Source organism: Klebsiella sp. 2680 (assembly GCF_900198535.1).
Classification (GTDB): domain Bacteria; phylum Pseudomonadota; class Gammaproteobacteria; order Enterobacterales; family Enterobacteriaceae; genus Klebsiella; species Klebsiella indica.
In genome coordinates this window covers 142,786-160,344 of record NZ_FZNJ01000004.1, presented here as the reverse complement: position 1 = coordinate 160,344, position 17,559 = coordinate 142,786, and the positions used below count along the sequence as shown (strand labels likewise).

Below are 17,559 nucleotides of genomic sequence, written 5' to 3'. Positions count from 1 at the left end.
TGGTAACTGGATTTTTGAAATGTGAGATGTTTCACCTGGTGAGGAAATATGCGATTTTATATCTATAAATGAGATTTAAATCTCATTTTTATTTGTAATTAACCATTCATATATATGAAATATGTGAACTTAATCGTTTTTAGCTTTAACGATTCATCTTTGATTTATCCTGCGACGGGAACAGAAAAAAGAAGGCGGTAGAGGTGTGGATAACCCCTACCGCCTGATGCAACGTATTTTGCGGTTTAAAAAGCCGACGGGATGGCGATTATGCGCCGTAGAATGCTTTAGTATATAACCCCTTCACATCCTGAACCGACGGATAGTTGGGGTTTGTTAATGTGCAGGGATCGTCGACGGCATTGGCGCTCATTCTGTCGAGAACATTCACGAAAGTCACTTCATTAATATCAACTTCATTACACTGACTTAATGTTGGTGGGATTTCCAGACGTGTATTCAGATCTTTAATCTTCTCAATCAGATTAGTTATCCCTAACGCGGCTTCAAGCTGGTGATATTTTTTCGTGAATTTCGCATTATACTGGATGATATAAGGCAACATAATGGCGTTTGCCAGGCCATGTGTAATGCCGAACTCGCCGCCAATTTTATGCGCCATTGAATGCACTAATCCTAACGATGCATTGGTAAAGGCGATTCCCGCCAGCGCAGAGGCATTATGCATATGCATGCGAGCGTTTAAATCATCAGGCGAGCGGTATGCTGTTTCCAGATATGTAAACACCAGGCGAATAGCTTCTACTGCATAGGGGTCGGTAAACGAGTTGGATGCGGTGGATACATAGGCTTCAATCGCGTGGGTCAGGACATCCATACCGGTGTGGACGGTGACGTGCGGCGGCATTTTAGCCGGGATCGTGGGATCGAGAATGGCGATATCTGGTACCAGATCGGCGGCGACAATGGGGTACTTAATATGATTCGCCGTATCGGTAATCACCGAGAATGCGGTGATTTCTGATGCGCTGCCGCTGGTGGACGGGATCGCAACAAACCGGGCTTTGTTGCGCAGCGGCGGCATGGCGCCGACCGGGATGATCTCTTCGAACGTCAATTGCGGGTGCTCATAGAAACACCACATGACTTTGGCGGCATCAAGCGCGGAACCGCCGCCGATTGCCACTATCCAGTCAGGCTCAAAGGCCAGCATCTCTTTTGCGCCGCGCCAGACAGTTTTAATTGACGGATTAGGTTCAACATTATCGATAATAATGCATTCGATACCCGCTTTGTTAAGTTCAGTGATGGCTTTATCCAGAAAACCAAAGCGCTTCATTGAACTGCCGCCGGTGACTAATGCCGCTTTTTTACCGCTTAGCGTCGACAGATGTTCTAAAGCATTTTCGCCATAAATAATACTGCGTGGAATTGAGAAGGCCTGGATCATAGGGAACTCCATTTTAATATTAAGGATTTTTTTAGTGTGCATTGGCCATGTGAGATGCAATGACAGGTGCAGAGTAAAAAAATCCCATTAATACCCCAGATATTGCTGTCGCAATATCTGGAGGGAGTGATTTCCGTTATGCTTCAAGTTGCAGGCACTGTTAAAAACGGTTGACCATTTTTCCCTGCAACTCGAATTATTTAGGGTAAAGATTTTATTTGCCGATTAAATCGTACCGTCCCAGGAGTCGACTTTTTCACGCTTCGCTTCTTCTTCATCAAACCAGCGCGTAGTGACGCATTTTGATTCGGTATAGAAACGTACGCCATCTTTACCCAGACAGTGCAGATCGCCGAAGAAAGAGTGTTTATGGCCTGAGAACGGGAACACGCCAACCGGTACCGGGATGCCGACGTTAATCCCTACCATGCCGCCGTGGGTACGTTTCTGGAACTCACGGGCGTAGTAGCCGCTCTGGGTGAAAATAACCGAGCCATTGGCGAAAGGGTTATTGTTCATGACCTGCAGACCTTCCTCGAAGGTTTTCACCCGTTTAAAGCACAGGACCGGCCCGAAGATTTCTGTTGTGCCGACGCTCATTTTCTCGGTGACGTGATCCAGCACGGTTGGCCCGACGTAGAAACCGTTCTCCTGGCCCGGCACTTTAATGTCACGCCCATCGAGAACCAGCCTGGCGCCTTCTTCGAGCCCTTTATTAATCCAGTTGATGACCGACTGTTTGTGGCTTTTGGAAATCACCGGACCCATATCGGTATCGCGCAAATAGCCCGGGCCGACTTTGAGCTGTTTGGCTTTTTCGACGACCGCGGCAATCAATTTATCGGCGATCTCTTCCTGTACAACGACCACCGGCAGCGCCATGCAGCGTTCGCCTGCGCAGCCGAACGCGGCGTTGATAATCCCGGCAGCGGTGCGGTTAATCGGTGCGTCGGCCAGCACCAGCGCATGGTTTTTCGCTTCGCACAGCGCCTGGACGCGTTTACCGTGGGCGGCAGCTTTGGAATAAACGTGGAGACCCACGGAGGTGGAGCCGACAAAGGAGACGCCGTTAACATCGGGATGAGTCAGCAGAATATCGGCCTCATTACGTGAGCAGGTCACAATGTTAATCACGCCATCCGGCACGCCTGCTTCCTGATAAAGTTTGGCGATCTCCATGCAGGTCATCGGGGTCATACTGGCGGCTTTGATCACTATTGTATTACCGGAAGCGACGCATAACGGCGTCATCCAGCCCATCGGGATCATCGCGGGGAAGTTAAAAGGCACGATACCGGCGAATACGCCAATGGGTTCGCGATAAAGGTTGGTGTCGATCCCGGATGACGCGTCCATCAGGTTTTCACCCGCGATCAATGTCGGGATGCCGCAGGCAAGCTCGGTGCCTTCTTTTGCTTTTAATACATCACCTTCGGCATCGCCCCAGGCCTTACCGTTCTCTTTTGCCACTAGCTCGGTTAAGCGTTCCTGGTTCTGAATTAATAATTCGCGAACGCGGTACATAATTTGTGAGCGTTTAATTGCCGGAGTATTTGACCACGCCGGAAAGGCTTTACGGGCTGCGGCAATCGCATCCAGCACTTCTTGCTCGGTACAGCAGGGAGCCTGAGCCATGACCTCCCCGGTACTTGGGTTATAGACGTCCATATAGCGTTCGGTCTGCGAAACGCGCCATTGACCATCAACGAAATATTTCAATCTTGGGACGGTAGTCATATTTTTCTCCATGATGATATCGTTCTACGTGCTCTAAAAATCAGGTTCTGACCTGGCGGCGAAAATAACCCATGGTTAATTTTCTGCTGCCGGGTCAGGGACTCGTGTGAATCTGTCAGGCGACACAGTTGTTATTTCTCAGTGATGGCCTCCGGTTTGGTGGATTTTTCGGTGGCCGCAACCCGTGGTTTTTCCGTATATTTATTGCCGTAGAAGCTGTCTAACAGCAGTTGTTTTAATTCGGCAATAAGCGGATAGCGTGGGTTCGCTCCGGTACACTGATCGTCGAACGCATCTTCAGACAGCTTGTCTACCTGAGCCAGGAAATCCGCTTCCTGCACGCCCGCTTCGCGGATGGATTTTGGAATACCCAGATCGGCTTTGAGGATCTCCAGCCATGCCAGCAGCTTCTCGATTTTCGCCGCGGTGCGATCGCCCGGCGCGCTCAGGCCGAGGTGGTCGGCAATTTCCGCATAACGACGGCGGGCTTGCGGACGGTCATACTGGCTGAATGCCGTCTGCTTGGTCGGGTTGTCGTTAGCGTTATAACGGATGACGTTGCAGATCATCAGGGCGTTCGCCAGACCGTGAGGAATGTGGAACTGGGAACCCAGTTTATGCGCCATAGAGTGGCACACGCCGAGGAAGGCATTGGCAAAGGCGATCCCGGCGATGGTTGCCGCATTATGGACACGTTCACGGGCCACCGGGTTTTTCGATCCTTCATGATAGGAGGCTGGCAAGTACGCTTTCAGCAGTTTCAGCGCCTGCAGCGCCTGGCCATCGGAATACTCGGACGCCAGTACGGAAACGTAAGCTTCCAGCGCGTGCGTGACCGCATCCAGACCGCCGAAAGCACACAGGGATTTCGGCATGTCCATTACCAGATTTGCATCGACAATCGCCATATCCGGGGTCAGCGCGTAGTCTGCCAGCGGATATTTCTGTCCGGTGGCATCATCGGTCACCACCGCAAATGGCGTCACTTCAGAGCCGGTGCCCGACGTTGTGGTGATGGCGACCATCCGGGCTTTGACGCCCATTTTCGGAAAGGTGTAGATACGTTTACGGATATCCATAAAGCGCAGCGCCAGCTCTTCAAAGTGAGTTTCCGGATGTTCATACATGACCCACATGATTTTTGCCGCATCCATCGGGGAGCCGCCGCCCAGCGCGATGATCACGTCTGGTTTGAAGGAGTTTGCCAGCTCCGCGCCTTTACGCACGATAGTCAGCGTCGGGTCTGCTTCAACTTCAAAGAAAACTTCAGTTTCAACGCCAGCCGCTTTCAGCACGGAGGTGATCTGGTCAGCATAGCCATTGTTAAACAGGAAGCGGTCAGTCACGAGCAGTGCGCGCTTATGGCCATCGCCGATCACTTCCGCCAGGGCGATGGGCAGGGAACCGCGGCGAAAATAGATAGATTTGGGAAGTTTATGCCACAGCATATTTTCAGCTCGCTTAGCCACGGTTTTCTTGTTGATCAAGTGCTTAGGCCCGACGTTTTCCGAGATGGAGTTCCCCCCCCAGGAGCCGCAGCCCAGCGTCAGGGAAGGGGCGAGACTGAAGTTATAGAGATCGCCGATCCCGCCATGGGAGGTCGGGGTATTAATCAGAATGCGTGCGGTTTTCATTTTTTCGCCAAAAGCCATTACCCGGTCTGACTGGTTATCCTGATCGGTATAGAGACAAGAGGTGTGGCCGATACCGCCCATATCCACCAGCTTCACCGCTTTTTCCACGGCGTCGGCAAAATCTTTTGCCCGGTACATCGCCAGCGTCGGCGAAAGCTTCTCATGGGCAAAAGGCTCGCTGTCATCGATAACGTTGACTTCGCCAATTAAAATTTTGGTCTCCACAGGAACGCTGATCCCGGCCATTTCGGCGATTTTAACCGCCGACTGGCCGACAATCGCCGCATTGAGCGCGCCATTTTTTAGCAGAATTCCCTGAACCGCTTTCAGTTCTTTGCCCTGCAGCAGATAGCCGCCGTGGCTGGCAAAGCGCTCGCGAACCGCGTCATAGACGGCATCCACCACCACGACCGACTGTTCGGAGGCGCAGATAACGCCGTTATCGAAGGTTTTTGACATCAGAATAGAGGCCACCGCGCGCTTCACATCGGCAGTTTCATCAATTACCACCGGCGTGTTGCCTGCACCGACGCCAATTGCTGGTTTACCGGAACTGTAAGCGGCTTTCACCATGCCCGGCCCACCGGTCGCGAGGATCAGATTGATATTCGGGTGGTGCATCAGTCGGTTAGATAATTCAACGGTTGGCTCGTTAATCCAGCCAATGATATCCGGCGGCGCACCGGCTTCGACTGCTGCGCGCAGTACGATTTCCGCTGCACGATTAGTGGCATTTTTCGCCCGCGGATGCGGAGAAAAGATGATCCCATTACGGGTTTTTAAGCTAATCAGCGATTTAAAAATGGCGGTGGAGGTCGGGTTGGTGGTGGGAACAATGCCGCAGATCAGCCCGATGGGTTCGGCGATAGTGATCGTGCCGAAGGCTTCATCCTCGCTAAGCACCCCGCAGGTTTTTTCATCTTTATAGGCGTTGTAGATATATTCGGAAGCGAAGTGATTTTTAATGACTTTATCTTCAACGATGCCCATGCCGGACTCGGCGACCGCCATTTTTGCCAGCGGAATACGAGCATCGGCAGCGGCCAGCGCCGCGGCGCGGAATATTTTGTCGACTTTCTCCTGAGGAAAGGTCGCATACGCCTGCTGCGCTTTTCGTACCCGTGCGACCAGGGCGTCGAGATCGTCATTACTGGTTATGAGTGACATAAGTTTTCTCCATAAGGGATTCAATTCTCTTAAGTAAAACGCGTGCCTTAACTGTAATGACGCCAAACCGTCCGCCACTGCAGATGCCTGGTTTTAATTAACAGAACTGACCGATCGGAATGTGCCAACGTGTGATTCGGTTTTTATTCACGCCATAATGAAATTTATTTTTCAATTACAATAATGAATGAAATACAAAAACCGTTTTGAGAGATGGATCAAAGATAAGCAAACTGCTGAAAAGAGCAGCGCTTTAACAAGCGGACTTTTATATCGAGATTAATAAAAACAAACAGATATGTTTATTCTGGATTCGCTGATGAACCTGAAAATGAGGCGATAGTGAGAAAAATATAAATGATTATGTAAAATAAAAGTTAAATATAAAAGTCATTCAAGATAAAAATGAAACATTTAAACCTTTAAGTGAATAGAATATTCAATTTGCCCTCGACTTCACCGCTGCCAGGGAACATGACTGCGGTTTTACGAGCAGTCACGAATATTCACATCGGCGCCCGGATCGGGCATCGGCCATAATCCGGGAGATCGGGAAAACTTAGCCTTCGCTCTCGGCCAGTTCACGCAGATACTGGAAGATAAGACGCGCGGACTTCGGCGGCTTGTTGCCTTCTTTCTCTTTTTTGGCGTTACGGATAAGCGAACGTAGCTGCTGACGGTCGGCGTCAGGCCACAGATTCAGTACTTCCGCAACGGCATCGTCACCATTATCAAGCAGACGATCGCGGATCTGTTCAAGTTTATGGAACAGCGCAACTTGCTGATTGTGGCGGTTCTTCAGCTTGTCCAGCGCCTGACGAATCGGTTCCACATCACGATTGCGCAGCAACTTCCCAATTAACTGTAGCTGGCGGCGACGGCCTTCTTTCTTGATTCGCTGGGCGAGTTCAATGGCGTCACGCAAGTCAGTATCCAGCGGGATTTTATCCAGCGCGTTTTTTCCCAGCTCGACCATTTCCGCGCCAAGACGCTTGAGCTCTTCCGCGTCGCGCTTAATTTCACTTTTACTGACCCAGATAATTTCATCGTCTTCATCTTCGACGTCATCACCGGGAACGTCGTCGAGCCAGTCTTTGGGCTGCTTTGTCATTTCAGGTTCCTTAAAAAAGAGGCTAATGTTACCAGTTAAGGCGCGCACTGAAAAACGGTTCTCTGTTAGACTTCAGTTAACTCCTTCTTACATTATGGCATTAGCGATGAAAGTCATCTCTCAAGTTGCACAACAGCGTAAGACGCTGGAAGAGGCCGTGACCACGGCGCTGGAACTGGCGGCAGGCAAATCCGACGGTGCGGAAGTCTCCGTCAGCAAAACGACCGGCATCGGCGTCAGCACCCGCTACGGCGAAGTGGAGAACGTAGAATTTAATAGCGATGGCGCATTAGGCATCACCGTTTATCACCAGAACCGTAAAGGCAGCGCCTCCTCGACGGACCTTAGCCCACAGGCGATTGCCCGCACGGTGCAGGCGGCATTAGATATTGCCCGTTACACCTCGCCCGATCCGTGCGCGGGCGTGGCGGATAAAGCGCTGCTGGCCTTTGAGGCGCCGGATCTCGACCTGTTCCACCCGGCGGACGTTTCCCCGGATGAAGCCATTGAACTGGCATCCCGGGCAGAGCAGGCGGCGCTGAAAGCGGATAAACGCATCAATAATACCGAAGGCGGCAGCTTTAATAGCCACTACGGTATCAAAGTATTCGGCAACAGCCACGGTATGCTGCAAAGCTACTGCTCTACCCGCCATTCACTCTCCAGTTGCGTGATTGCCGAAGAGCAGGGCGATATGGAACGCGATTACGCCTACACACTTGGTCGGGCGATTGACGATCTGCAATCGCCGGAGTGGGTTGGCGAGGAGTGCGCTCGCCGCACGCTGTCACGTCTGTCGCCACGCAAGCTGTCGACGATGAAAGCGCCGGTGATTTTCGCCAGTGAAGTGGCCACCGGGTTGTTTGGTCATCTGGTCGGGGCGATTGCCGGCAGTGCTGTTTATCGTAAATCCACCTTCCTGCTTGATGCTTTGGGTAGCCAGATCCTGCCGGACTGGCTGACCATTGAAGAGCATCCGCATCTGCTGAAAGGGTTGGCTTCCACCCCGTTTGATAGCGAAGGCGTGCGTACCGAACGTCGTGATATCGTTAAAGACGGCGTGCTAACCCAGTGGCTACTGACTAACTATTCTGCCCGTAAGCTGGGGTTAAAAAGTACCGGCCACGCGGGCGGTATCCACAACTGGCGCATCAGCGGCCGCGGTTTGAGTTTTGCAAAGTTGCTTAAAGAGATGGGTACCGGTCTTGTCGTGACGGAACTGATGGGGCAGGGTGTAAGCGGCATCACCGGCGACTACTCACGCGGCGCATCTGGCTTCTGGGTAGAAAACGGCGAAATTCAGTATCCGGTCAGTGAAATCACCATTGCAGGAAATCTGAAAGAAATGTGGCGTAATATCGTGACCATCGGCGACGATATCGAAACGCGCAGCAACATTCAGTGCGGTTCAGTACTGCTGCCGGAGATGAAAATCGCCGGGCAATAATACCTGTTTGCTTAATAATAAAAAAGGAAGTGAGCAATGCGTAAAAAACTGTTAGCGATGCTGGCTGTCTCTGCTTTCGCCCTCGGTTCGGCTTCGGCTTTTGCCGATCTGGGCGAAGATATGGATACCCTCGCCGAGAATCTGCAAGTGGTGCAGAAAACGTCGGATGCCGGCGAACTGAAAGCGGCGCTGAATAAGATGCGTACTGCGGCGGTCGACGCCCAGAAAGAGACGCCGCCCCGGCTGGAAGGTAAAGCCGCCGATAGCGCGGAAATGAAAGATTATCGTCATGGTCTGGATGTGCTGATTGGTCAGATAGACGGAGCGTTGAAGTTCGCTGACGAAGGTAAAATCAAAGAGGCCCGGGCTGCAGCGGAAGAGTTTAAAACCACCCGTAATACTTATCACAAGAAGTACCGCTAATTTCTTTTTTCAGGAGGGTGTGTGCCCTCCTGCAATGAAAAAGCGTCGTCCCGTCACATTTTTCCGCTTTTCTGTTCCGCTATACCCGCCTTGTTGATGTCTCTATATTGTGATATGCGTCACAATAATATGTAAAAAAGAACATTCTACTCATGTTTATGTGATCAAGATCGCATCAGCCGTCCATCTTTCCACTTCGAAGTGGAAAACAACTCGCTACAAACTCTTTCTCCTCAGTATTAGTTTTATCCCCAGAGATATCAACGGGGAAACGTAAGTGAATAACGGAGCGGTAACAAACGTCTCAGAGGAACAGGCCATGCTCACTGAACAACTGGCCGACAAGATGCTGCAGCAGGTTTTTGTACTATTAAGCCATCGCAACATCGTTCCCAATGACGTGCAGGAGCAAATGCTGACTTCCCACGTGCGGGCGATGGCCCATCGGTCAATCAGCGGCGAGCCGCTGCCGGAAGTGGATGCCAGCCTGTTCGAAGAGATTTCAGACGATTCAATGATATTGGCTCGCGAAGTCGTCGCGCAATTCGGCAATCTGCCAGATGAAGAAGCCTGGCTGCTGTCGGTTCACTTTGAAGTCGCGAAAGACAATTTATAAGGAGAAAAAATGGAACAGATTACCGTCGTTATTGGCGACCGCCTGGGTAAAGGGCAAAAAGTGGCTGCTGGTGCGGAAAAAGCCGGTGCTCGCGCAGTGGTGGTACCTGGCGTTGCTGCGGATATGAAACTGGGCGACATGATGAAGGCCGAGAACGCCACCTTTGGCATCTCTTTCTGCGGCAGCGGCGGAGCGGGAGCGATCACCGCGCAGAATAAACATGGCTACAAAGCAAAATATGGTATGCGCTCCGTTGATGAAGGCGTCACCGCGATCAATGAAGGCTACAACGTGCTGGGTTTCGGCTTTATGGATAAAGAAGAGCTGGGGGAGCGCCTGGTCGAAGCCTGGAAGAAGAAGTATGGCGTGTGAGTATGAAAGAGCAATTCACCGTTACGGTGAGCGTTACCGGCAAAGGCGAGAGCAAAGCGCGGGCCTTTGCCGATGCTCTGAACCATGTACAGGCGATGGTCATGAAAACGTCGCCGCATATCTTACTGCGTATTGAGCCACAGGATGTGGAGGTTGTTTATGCGCGTGAAGCGATACGAAAAGAGGCGTTCTTGTTCATCTTTTTGCGCCGTGAGCGACGGACTTACAGCGTTGAGCTGAATGTTACCGTCACCGTGACGGCCATTAATCTCGATAAAGTGGATTTCGTCACGCAAACCTGATTTTCACCAAAGGGTCAGACTATGTTCCTGATAATTTTAATAAAATCGCTCATTATCGGCGGCCTGGTTGGCGTCGGTGTGGGCGCCGGAGCGGCACGCATGTTTCATGCGCCCACCACGCAAGGGATGGGCGCATTTCGTACATTAGGCGAGCTGAATTCATGTGAAGGCGATCCGGCTTCTCACTTCTCTTTTGGCCTCGGTTTTTTCTTCAACGCCTGGGCTTCTTCTGTCGCAGCAGGCTCCTTCACCCAGGATGTTGACCACCGCATTATTCCGAACTGGGGGGCGGCGGCGCTGATGATCAAAAACCGCAATGTCGGCGAGACGTTGCATGACCCGAAGAGGATGGCGATCGCCTGCGGCATTATTGGCATGATCGTCGTCACCTTCCTGAACCTGACCGCGTCTTCAGTACCTGAAGCGCTACAGGTGACGGCGGTTAAAGTGCTGGTACCCGCGGCAAACTTGCTGGTGAATACCGTGATGCCGGTTATCTTCTGGCTGGCGGCGATTGAGGCCGGGAAAAAATCCGGTTTCTGGGCCACGATTTTTGGCGGCGCGGCGCAGTTGATTATGGGGAATGCGGTTCCAGGTCTGGTGTTGGGGATCTTGATTGGTAAAGGCGTGGAAGAGAGCGGCTGGCACCGCGTCACTAAAGTCATGATGGCGGCGATTATCGCGTTGTTCGTTCTGAGTGGTTTCTTCCGTGGTTTCGATATGAAGATGATTGAATCCTTCCATCTGACCGTGCCGAACTGGCTGGAACTGATCCACAACTCGCTCAGCGGTAAATAACTGGAGCCTCTCATGGAACAAAATAAAGGTTTTTGGTATGCCGACTGGTCGTTCCCGATCTTTGTTGGCTTGCTCTCATCCGGCGTTTTTGCCGGAACGCATATGTACTATCTCTATGGCATTGGCGCGTTTAACGAAGTGGCCTTCGTCGCCATGTTGAAAGCGGGAATTGATACGGGCGCCTACGGCGCGGTAGCGGCTTTCGGTGCCAGTTTTCTGTTCGCCCGAATTATTGAGGGCTCACTGGTAGGGATTCTGGATATCGGTGGGGCGATTCAGACCGGGGTTGGTTTAGGTGTTCCGGCGCTGCTGTTGGGGGCGGGTATTATGTTCCCGGTGACCAACTTTATCGCCTCCCTGGTTACCGGTCTGGTGCTTGGCCTGGTGATTGGCTACATCATCATCCTGGCGCGTAAATTCACCATCAACCAGAGTGACTCCACCTATGGCGCGGATGTAATGATGGGCGCAGGGAACGCCTCCGGCCGCTTTCTTGGGCCGTTGATCATTCTCAGCGCAATGGCTGCCTCTATTCCCATCGGTATCGGTTCTCTTGTTGGCGCGCTGCTGTTCTACATCTGGCAGAAGCCAATCACTGGCGGCGCAATTCTTGGCGCGATGCTACTTGGTTCTATCTTCCCGGTGGCAATTAGCTGATTGACTGATGGTGCTGTGCCGATCAGGCCTACGGATAAGTGATTTTTCGTAGGCCTGATAAGGCATTTAGTCGCTATCCAGGTAAAAGGTTTACCTGGTTTTACAGGAGATGGATATGTTTGATTTACTTCTTCGTCGCGCGCGCCTCGTCGACGATACCCTGACCGATATCGCCATCCGTGACGGGAAAATTGCCGATCTGGGCGATATTAGCGCCCCTGCGCGCAAAACCGTCGAGCTGGGGGGGCGCTATTACGTCAGCGCTGGCTGGATTGATTCCCACGTCCACTGCTATCCGAATTCACCGATTTACCATGATGAACCGGATAGCGTTGGTATTGCCACTGGTGTGACTACGGTGATTGACGCGGGCAGTACCGGTGCGGACGATGTGGATGATTTCTATCAGCTGACCCGTAAAGTATCGACTGACGTTTATGCGCTGCTCAATATTTCCCGCGTCGGGCTGATTGCCCAGAACGAACTGGCCAATATGACCAATATTGATACCGATGCGGTGAAGCAGGCGGTCAACCGCTACCCGAACTTTATCGTCGGGCTAAAGGCGCGGATGAGCAGCAGCGTGGTAGGGCAAAACGGTATCACGCCGCTGGAACGCGCGAAGGCTCTCCAGCAGGAAAATGGCGGCTTGCCGCTGATGGTGCATATTGGCAACAATCCGCCGGATCTTGAGGAAATCGCCGATCTGCTGACGTCTGGTGACATCATTACCCACTGCTATAACGGCAAGCCCAACCGCATTCTGACGCCATCCGGTGAGCTGAAGAGCTCGATTACCCGCGCCTTACAGCGCGGCGTGCGCCTTGATATCGGTCACGGCACTGCCAGCTTCAGCTTTAAAGTGGCGCGCCGGGCGATTGCTATGGGCATTTTGCCGCATACCATCAGCTCCGATATTTACTGCCGCAATCGTATTGATGGCCCGGTGCGTTCGCTGGCGCTGGTGATGTCGAAATTTCTCGCCATCGGCATGTCCCTGTCGCAGGTCATTGACTGCGTAACGGCCAATGCCGCTGACGGCCTGCATCTGACGCACAAGGGACGGCTGGACGTAGGCTATGACGCGGACCTCACGCTATTTACCCTCGCGCACAGGCCAACGGTGTTGGTAGATGCTGAAAACGACAGCCTTCAGGCTGATAAGATTCTGCTGCCGCTTGCCGCCATTCGTGCGGGCAAGGGCTTTCTGACCGAACAAGGGAGTGCGGAAAATGCCTTCGATTTTTGAGAAATACGGTTTAAAACAGGTGATTAACACCTCCGGTCGTATGACCATTCTCGGCGTCTCCACGCCGCGTCCGGAAGTGGTGGAAGCCGCGATGGCGGGAATGACCCAATATTTCGAGATGAAAGATCTGGTCAATAAAACCGGCGCCTATATTGCGGGATTGCTGGATGTTGAAGGAGCGACCATTGTCTCTTGCGCCTCGGCGGGTATCGCGCAGTCGGTGGCGGCGGTTCTGGTGAAGGACAACGACTGGCTGCTGGAAAACCTGCATGTGACGCCGATTGCAAACAATGAAATCGTGTTGCCAAAGGGCCATAACGTCAATTTTGGCGCGCCGGTGGGCACCATGGTGGCGCTGGGCGGCGGCAAACTGGTCGAAGCGGGCTACGCCAACGAATGTTCCGCCGAGCAACTGACGGCAGCGATCACGCCACGTACTGCGGCTATTTTGTATATCAAATCCCACCACTGCGTACAGAAAAGCATGCTTAGCGTGGCGCAGGCGGCCGCGGTTGCGCGCATTCATAATCTGCCGCTGATCGTCGACGCCGCGGCGGAAGAGGATCTACAGACCTACTATTACGCCGGTGCGGATCTGGTTATTTACAGCGGCGCGAAGGCTATCGAAGGGCCAACCAGCGGGCTGGTGATCGGTAAAACGAAATATGTCGAGTGGGTAAAACGCCAGGCTAATGGTATTGGTCGGGCGATGAAAGTGGGCAAAGAGGGGATTTTGGGCCTGACCTGCGCTATCGAACACTTCCTGACATCAACCAAAGAGAGCGGGAAAGAGATGGTGGCGAAGATGACGCCGTTTATTAACCAGATTAATACGCTTGATGGCGTGAGCGCGCGGGTGGTCTGGGACAGCGCGGGTCGCGATATCGCGCGCGCTGAAATTAAGTTTGATGAAGCGGTAACCGGGGTGAGCACCGGCGATCTGGTGAATTCGCTGAAGCAAGGCGAATACGCCATCTATTTCCGTGGTTATAAAGCCAATGAAGGCATTATTGAGGCCGATGTGCGCAGCGTAAATTCCCGACAGTTGGAGATTGTCTTCCGTCGCATCGCAGAAGTTCTGAATAAGGAGAAAAAGGCATGAAGTTGACCCCTAATTTTTACCGTGACCGCGTCTGTCTGAACGTGCTGGCCGGCAGCAAAGAGAACGCCAGTGAGATTTACGTCGCGGCGGAAGGCCATGTGCTGGTGGGCGTGCTCTCCAAAAATTATCCGGATGTCGCCAGCGCGGTAGCCGATATGCGCGAATACGCGAAGCGAATTGATAACGCGCTTTCGGTGGGGCTGGGGGCGGGCGATCCTAATCAATCGGCGATGGTCAGCGAGATCTCTCGTCAGGTACAGCCGCAGCACGTCAACCAGGTGTTTACCGGTGTGGCGACCAGTCGCGCGCTGTTGGGGCAGAATCAGACCGTGGTTAATGGCCTGGTGTCGCCCACCGGCACGCCAGGGATGGTGAAGATCTCCACCGGTCCGCTCAGCAGCGGCGCGCCAGATGGCGTCGTTCCGCTGGAAACCGCCATTGCCTTACTGAAGGATATGGGGGGAAGCTCGATCAAATACTTCCCGATGGGCGGTCTGAAGCATCGTGACGAGTTTATTGCGGTAGCTGAAGCGTGCGCCCGCTATGATTTCTGGCTGGAACCGACCGGCGGGATCGATCTGGAAAACTATGGCGAGATCCTGCAGATCGCTCTGGAAGCGGGAGTGAGCAAAATTATCCCTCATATCTATAGTTCTATTATTGATAAAGCCAGCGGTAATACCCGTCCGGCGGACGTGCGTCAGCTGCTGGAGATCACCAAACAATTCGTTAAATAGCGTCGATTAACCCTCTCCTTCAGGGGAGAGGGTGAGGGGATACGCTCCGCCAGGCCATCAGGGAGTCACCATGCTAACCGCTCATTATCTGCTTGTTGCTTTACTGTCTCTGCCTGGAGCCGGCGCTGCCGCACAAACCCTTGACGCTTACAATCCTGACAAAGAAGGTCTGTACCGCTTTATCGTTACGCCAAAGAATGGCAGGCTAATCTTCCCCCTGGACTCCGGCCAGCAGTCCGTTGCAGATGGTGATATCCGCTCAACCTTGAGTCGTAAGAAAAAGGAACTGACATGCGATTTCCCAATCAACGTTTAGCGCAGCTGTTTACTCTGTTGCAAAACGAAACGCTGCCGCAGGAGGAACTGGCGCAGCGGCTGTCGGTTTCTACGCGCACTGTGCGCGCGGATATCACCGCGTTAAACGCGCTGTTGTTGCGTTACGGCGCACAGTTTATTCTTACTCGCGGTAGCGGTTATCAGCTGGTGATTAACGATCCATTGCGCTATCAGGCCCTGAAAGAGAGCGCGCCGAAAACGCAGCACATCCCGCGTACCGCGGCAGATCGTATCCATTTTTTGCTGGTGCGCTTTTTGACATCCGCCTTTTCTATCAAACTGGAGGATTTGGCCGATGTGTGGTTCGTCAGCCGTGCTACCTTGCAGGGGGATATGGCTGATGTCCGCGAGCGTTTTCAGCGTTATCAGCTCACCCTGGAAACCCGTCCGCGCCATGGCATGAAGCTTTCCGGTAGTGAAGTCTCTGTTCGCGCCTGTCTGACCGATTTGCTGTGGGAATTAAGTCAGCAGGGACCGCTGAACCCACAGATCTGCGAGGAAGCGTTTGATGTCAGTGTACCGACCTTGCTGGAAGGCGTGTTGCAGGAAACGTTAACCCGCCATCATGTGCGCCTGACGGATGCGGGGGAACGCTTTATCTGCCTGTATGGCGCGGTTGCCGTGCGCCGGGTGAGAGAGGGATATCCGCTGGCGGATTTTTGTGCTGAAGATGTGGAACAAAATGTGCGCGATGCCGCCAGTGAACTGGCCAGTGTGATGCAAAAGTTAGCGGGGAAACCATTTGCACCAGCGGAAGAGGAGTGGCTCTGCGTACACTTTGCCGCTCGTCAGGTGCAGGACGTCGATCCGGGGACAATCAGCGCTGACGACGACGAAGCGTTGGTGAATTACATCCTGCGTTATATCAATCAGCAATATAATTATAATCTGCTGGACGATGCTCAGCTACGCGCGGATTTATTGACCCATATTAAGACCATGATCACCCGCGTACGCTACCAGATAATGATCCCCAACCCATTGCTCGACAACATCAAACAGCACTACCCGATGGCCTGGGATATGACTCTGGCGGCGGTATCCAGTTGGGGAAAATATACTCCCTACGCCATCAGTGAAAATGAGATTGGTTTTCTGGTACTGCATATCGGCGTCGGGCTGGAGCGTCACTATAATATTGGCTACCAGCGTCAGCCGCAGGTGCTGCTGGTATGCGATACCAGCAACGCAATGGTGCGGATGATTGAAGCTATTTTGCAGCGAAAATATCCGCAGTTGCAAATTGCCGCCACGATCTCGCAGCGTGAATATGAACAGCGAAAGGAGGTGACGGAGGATTTCGTTATTTCCACCGTGCGTATCAGCGAAAAAGAGAAACCGGTGGTGACTATCGCCCCATTCCCTACCGATTATCAGCTTGAGCAAATCGGCAAACTGGTGCTGGTGGATCGCACCCGTCCGTGGATGCTGAATAAGTATTTTGATGAAGCCCACTTTCAGGTGGTTTATACCCCATTGGATCAGCAGACGCTGTTTGCCACGCTGTGTCAGCAGTTACAGCAGGAGGGATTTGTTGATGCGGAGTTTCATGATTCGGTAGTGGAGAGAGAGGCTATCGTCAGCACGATGCTCGGCGATGGTATCGCGCTGCCGCACGCCCTCGGCCTGCTGGCGAAAAAGACCGTCGTCTACACGGTGATCGCGCCGCACGGCATTGCCTGGGGCGATGAAACTGCGCATATCATTTTCCTGCTTGCCATCAGTAAAAGCGAGTATGAAGAAGCGATGGCGATCTACGATATTTTTGTCACTTTTCTGCGTGAACGCGCGATGGCCCGCCTTGCCGTCACCCGCAGCTTTGATGAGTTTAAAACGGTGGCGATGGAATGCGTCAGCCGATTTTGAGTATCGTTTGCAAGATCCGCACGTCACGTCCACTGAAAAGCAAATAAACGGTTGTGGCCAGCGGCTATCTCAGGTGGTGCACAACCTGGTTGCTACTGCCGCGCCAGATGAGCGCCGGGTCTTTGAGATCCTGCACAAATTTACCATCAACCAGCACGTTGATTAAATCCACCACCTGCATCTGGGCGGCGTTCAGTTCCGCCAGCTTATAGCCGGTCCACACCCAGATATCTTTGCCAGGGCACTCGGCGCGAACGCGCTGAACCAGTTTGAGGATCTCCGGTACGTTCTGCGGATGTAGCGGATCGCCGCCTGAGAGGCTAATTCCCTGGCGTTTGATCCGCGTATCGTTGAGATCGGCAATGATTCGGTCTGCCAGCTCGGTGGTGAACGGCAGGCCGGAGTTCAGCCGCCAGGTACTTTTGTTATAGCAGCCGGGGCACTCGTGCACGCAGCCGGAGACAAATAGCGTGCAGCGGGTGCCGGGGCCGTTCACGATATCTACTGGGTAGTACTGATGGTAATTCATTGTTTCCTCTTCTCATTTGACGCTGTAGCGGCGTTGGCTGCGCTCGTGCGCCCAGGTCACTTACT

17 protein-coding genes are annotated in these 17,559 nt (G+C 52.8%); 12 read left to right on the top strand and 5 right to left on the bottom strand.

Features of this window, described 5'->3' with window-relative positions; genetic code table 11:
• Positions 1-268 precede the first annotated feature (268 nt).
• From FN037_RS17930 to yjgA, 4 genes are all read right to left on the bottom strand, one after another.
• Positions 269-1,411 carry an iron-containing alcohol dehydrogenase gene (locus tag FN037_RS17930; RefSeq protein WP_138361661.1) on the bottom strand — a complete coding sequence of 381 codons (1,143 nt, stop codon included), beginning with the start codon at positions 1,409-1,411 and terminating at the stop codon, positions 269-271.
• 225 nt (positions 1,412-1,636) lie between these two features.
• The gene (locus tag FN037_RS17925) at positions 1,637-3,148 is read right to left on the bottom strand and encodes a CoA-acylating methylmalonate-semialdehyde dehydrogenase (RefSeq protein ID WP_138361660.1); all 1,512 of its coding nucleotides are present in this window, start codon (positions 3,146-3,148) and stop codon (positions 1,637-1,639) included.
• Between the two features lie 131 nt (positions 3,149-3,279).
• Positions 3,280-5,949, bottom strand: a complete 2,670-nt coding sequence (gene adhE / locus FN037_RS17920; protein ID WP_142502861.1) for a bifunctional acetaldehyde-CoA/alcohol dehydrogenase — start codon at positions 5,947-5,949, stop codon at positions 3,280-3,282.
• 559 nt (positions 5,950-6,508) lie between these two features.
• A complete protein-coding gene (yjgA, locus tag FN037_RS17915; RefSeq protein ID WP_138361658.1) occupies positions 6,509-7,060 on the bottom strand; it encodes a ribosome biogenesis factor YjgA in 552 nt (183 codons plus the stop codon).
• 94 nt (positions 7,061-7,154) lie between these two features.
• On the opposite strand from yjgA, the gene pmbA reads away from it, so the two are divergent.
• From pmbA to FN037_RS17855, 12 genes are all read left to right on the top strand, one after another.
• Positions 7,155-8,507 (top strand): metalloprotease PmbA, encoded by a 1,353-nt coding sequence (gene pmbA / locus FN037_RS17910; RefSeq protein WP_138361657.1) that lies wholly within the window; start codon positions 7,155-7,157, stop codon positions 8,505-8,507.
• A 36-nt stretch (positions 8,508-8,543) separates the two neighbouring features.
• Positions 8,544-8,930 (top strand): cytochrome b562, encoded by a 387-nt coding sequence (cybC, locus tag FN037_RS17905; protein WP_138361656.1) that lies wholly within the window; start codon positions 8,544-8,546, stop codon positions 8,928-8,930.
• Between the two features lie 277 nt (positions 8,931-9,207).
• The gene (locus FN037_RS17900) at positions 9,208-9,546 is read left to right on the top strand and encodes a glycine dehydrogenase (RefSeq protein WP_142502860.1); all 339 of its coding nucleotides are present in this window, start codon (positions 9,208-9,210) and stop codon (positions 9,544-9,546) included.
• Positions 9,547-9,555: 9 nt separating this feature from the next.
• Positions 9,556-9,918: an SFCGS family glycine-rich protein gene (locus FN037_RS17895; protein WP_110276583.1), complete on the top strand. Its 363-nt coding sequence runs from the start codon at positions 9,556-9,558 to the stop codon at positions 9,916-9,918.
• A gap of 2 nt (positions 9,919-9,920) precedes the next feature.
• Positions 9,921-10,220 carry a DUF4312 family protein gene (locus FN037_RS17890; protein ID WP_138361654.1) on the top strand — a complete coding sequence of 100 codons (300 nt, stop codon included), beginning with the start codon at positions 9,921-9,923 and terminating at the stop codon, positions 10,218-10,220.
• A 21-nt stretch (positions 10,221-10,241) separates the two neighbouring features.
• The gene (locus tag FN037_RS17885; RefSeq protein ID WP_138361653.1) at positions 10,242-11,018 is read left to right on the top strand and encodes a DUF4311 domain-containing protein; all 777 of its coding nucleotides are present in this window, start codon (positions 10,242-10,244) and stop codon (positions 11,016-11,018) included.
• A gap of 12 nt (positions 11,019-11,030) precedes the next feature.
• Positions 11,031-11,675, top strand: coding sequence for a DUF4310 family protein (locus FN037_RS17880; protein WP_138361652.1), 645 nt, complete (start codon positions 11,031-11,033; stop codon positions 11,673-11,675).
• Between the two features lie 115 nt (positions 11,676-11,790).
• Positions 11,791-12,924, top strand: a complete 1,134-nt coding sequence (locus FN037_RS17875) for an amidohydrolase/deacetylase family metallohydrolase (protein WP_142502859.1) — start codon at positions 11,791-11,793, stop codon at positions 12,922-12,924.
• A complete protein-coding gene (locus FN037_RS17870; RefSeq protein ID WP_142502858.1) occupies positions 12,908-14,026 on the top strand; it encodes a DgaE family pyridoxal phosphate-dependent ammonia lyase in 1,119 nt (372 codons plus the stop codon). The genes FN037_RS17875 and FN037_RS17870 overlap by 17 nt, the downstream gene beginning before the upstream one ends.
• Positions 14,023-14,763, top strand: a complete 741-nt coding sequence (gene dagF, locus FN037_RS17865; RefSeq protein ID WP_142502857.1) for a 2-dehydro-3-deoxy-phosphogluconate aldolase — start codon at positions 14,023-14,025, stop codon at positions 14,761-14,763. The genes FN037_RS17870 and dagF overlap by 4 nt, the downstream gene beginning before the upstream one ends.
• A gap of 70 nt (positions 14,764-14,833) precedes the next feature.
• Complete coding sequence (locus FN037_RS24805) at positions 14,834-15,079, top strand: hypothetical protein (RefSeq protein WP_138361648.1); 246 nt, start codon at positions 14,834-14,836, stop codon at positions 15,077-15,079.
• Positions 15,055-16,965: a BglG family transcription antiterminator gene (locus FN037_RS17855; protein ID WP_142502856.1), complete on the top strand. Its 1,911-nt coding sequence runs from the start codon at positions 15,055-15,057 to the stop codon at positions 16,963-16,965. Before FN037_RS24805 ends, FN037_RS17855 begins: the two co-directional genes overlap by 25 nt.
• A gap of 64 nt (positions 16,966-17,029) precedes the next feature.
• Here the strand turns inward: FN037_RS17855 and nrdG are convergent, their stop codons facing one another.
• Positions 17,030-17,494, bottom strand: a complete 465-nt coding sequence (gene nrdG, locus FN037_RS17850) for an anaerobic ribonucleoside-triphosphate reductase-activating protein (protein ID WP_142502855.1) — start codon at positions 17,492-17,494, stop codon at positions 17,030-17,032.
• Positions 17,495-17,559: the final 65 nt, after the last annotated feature.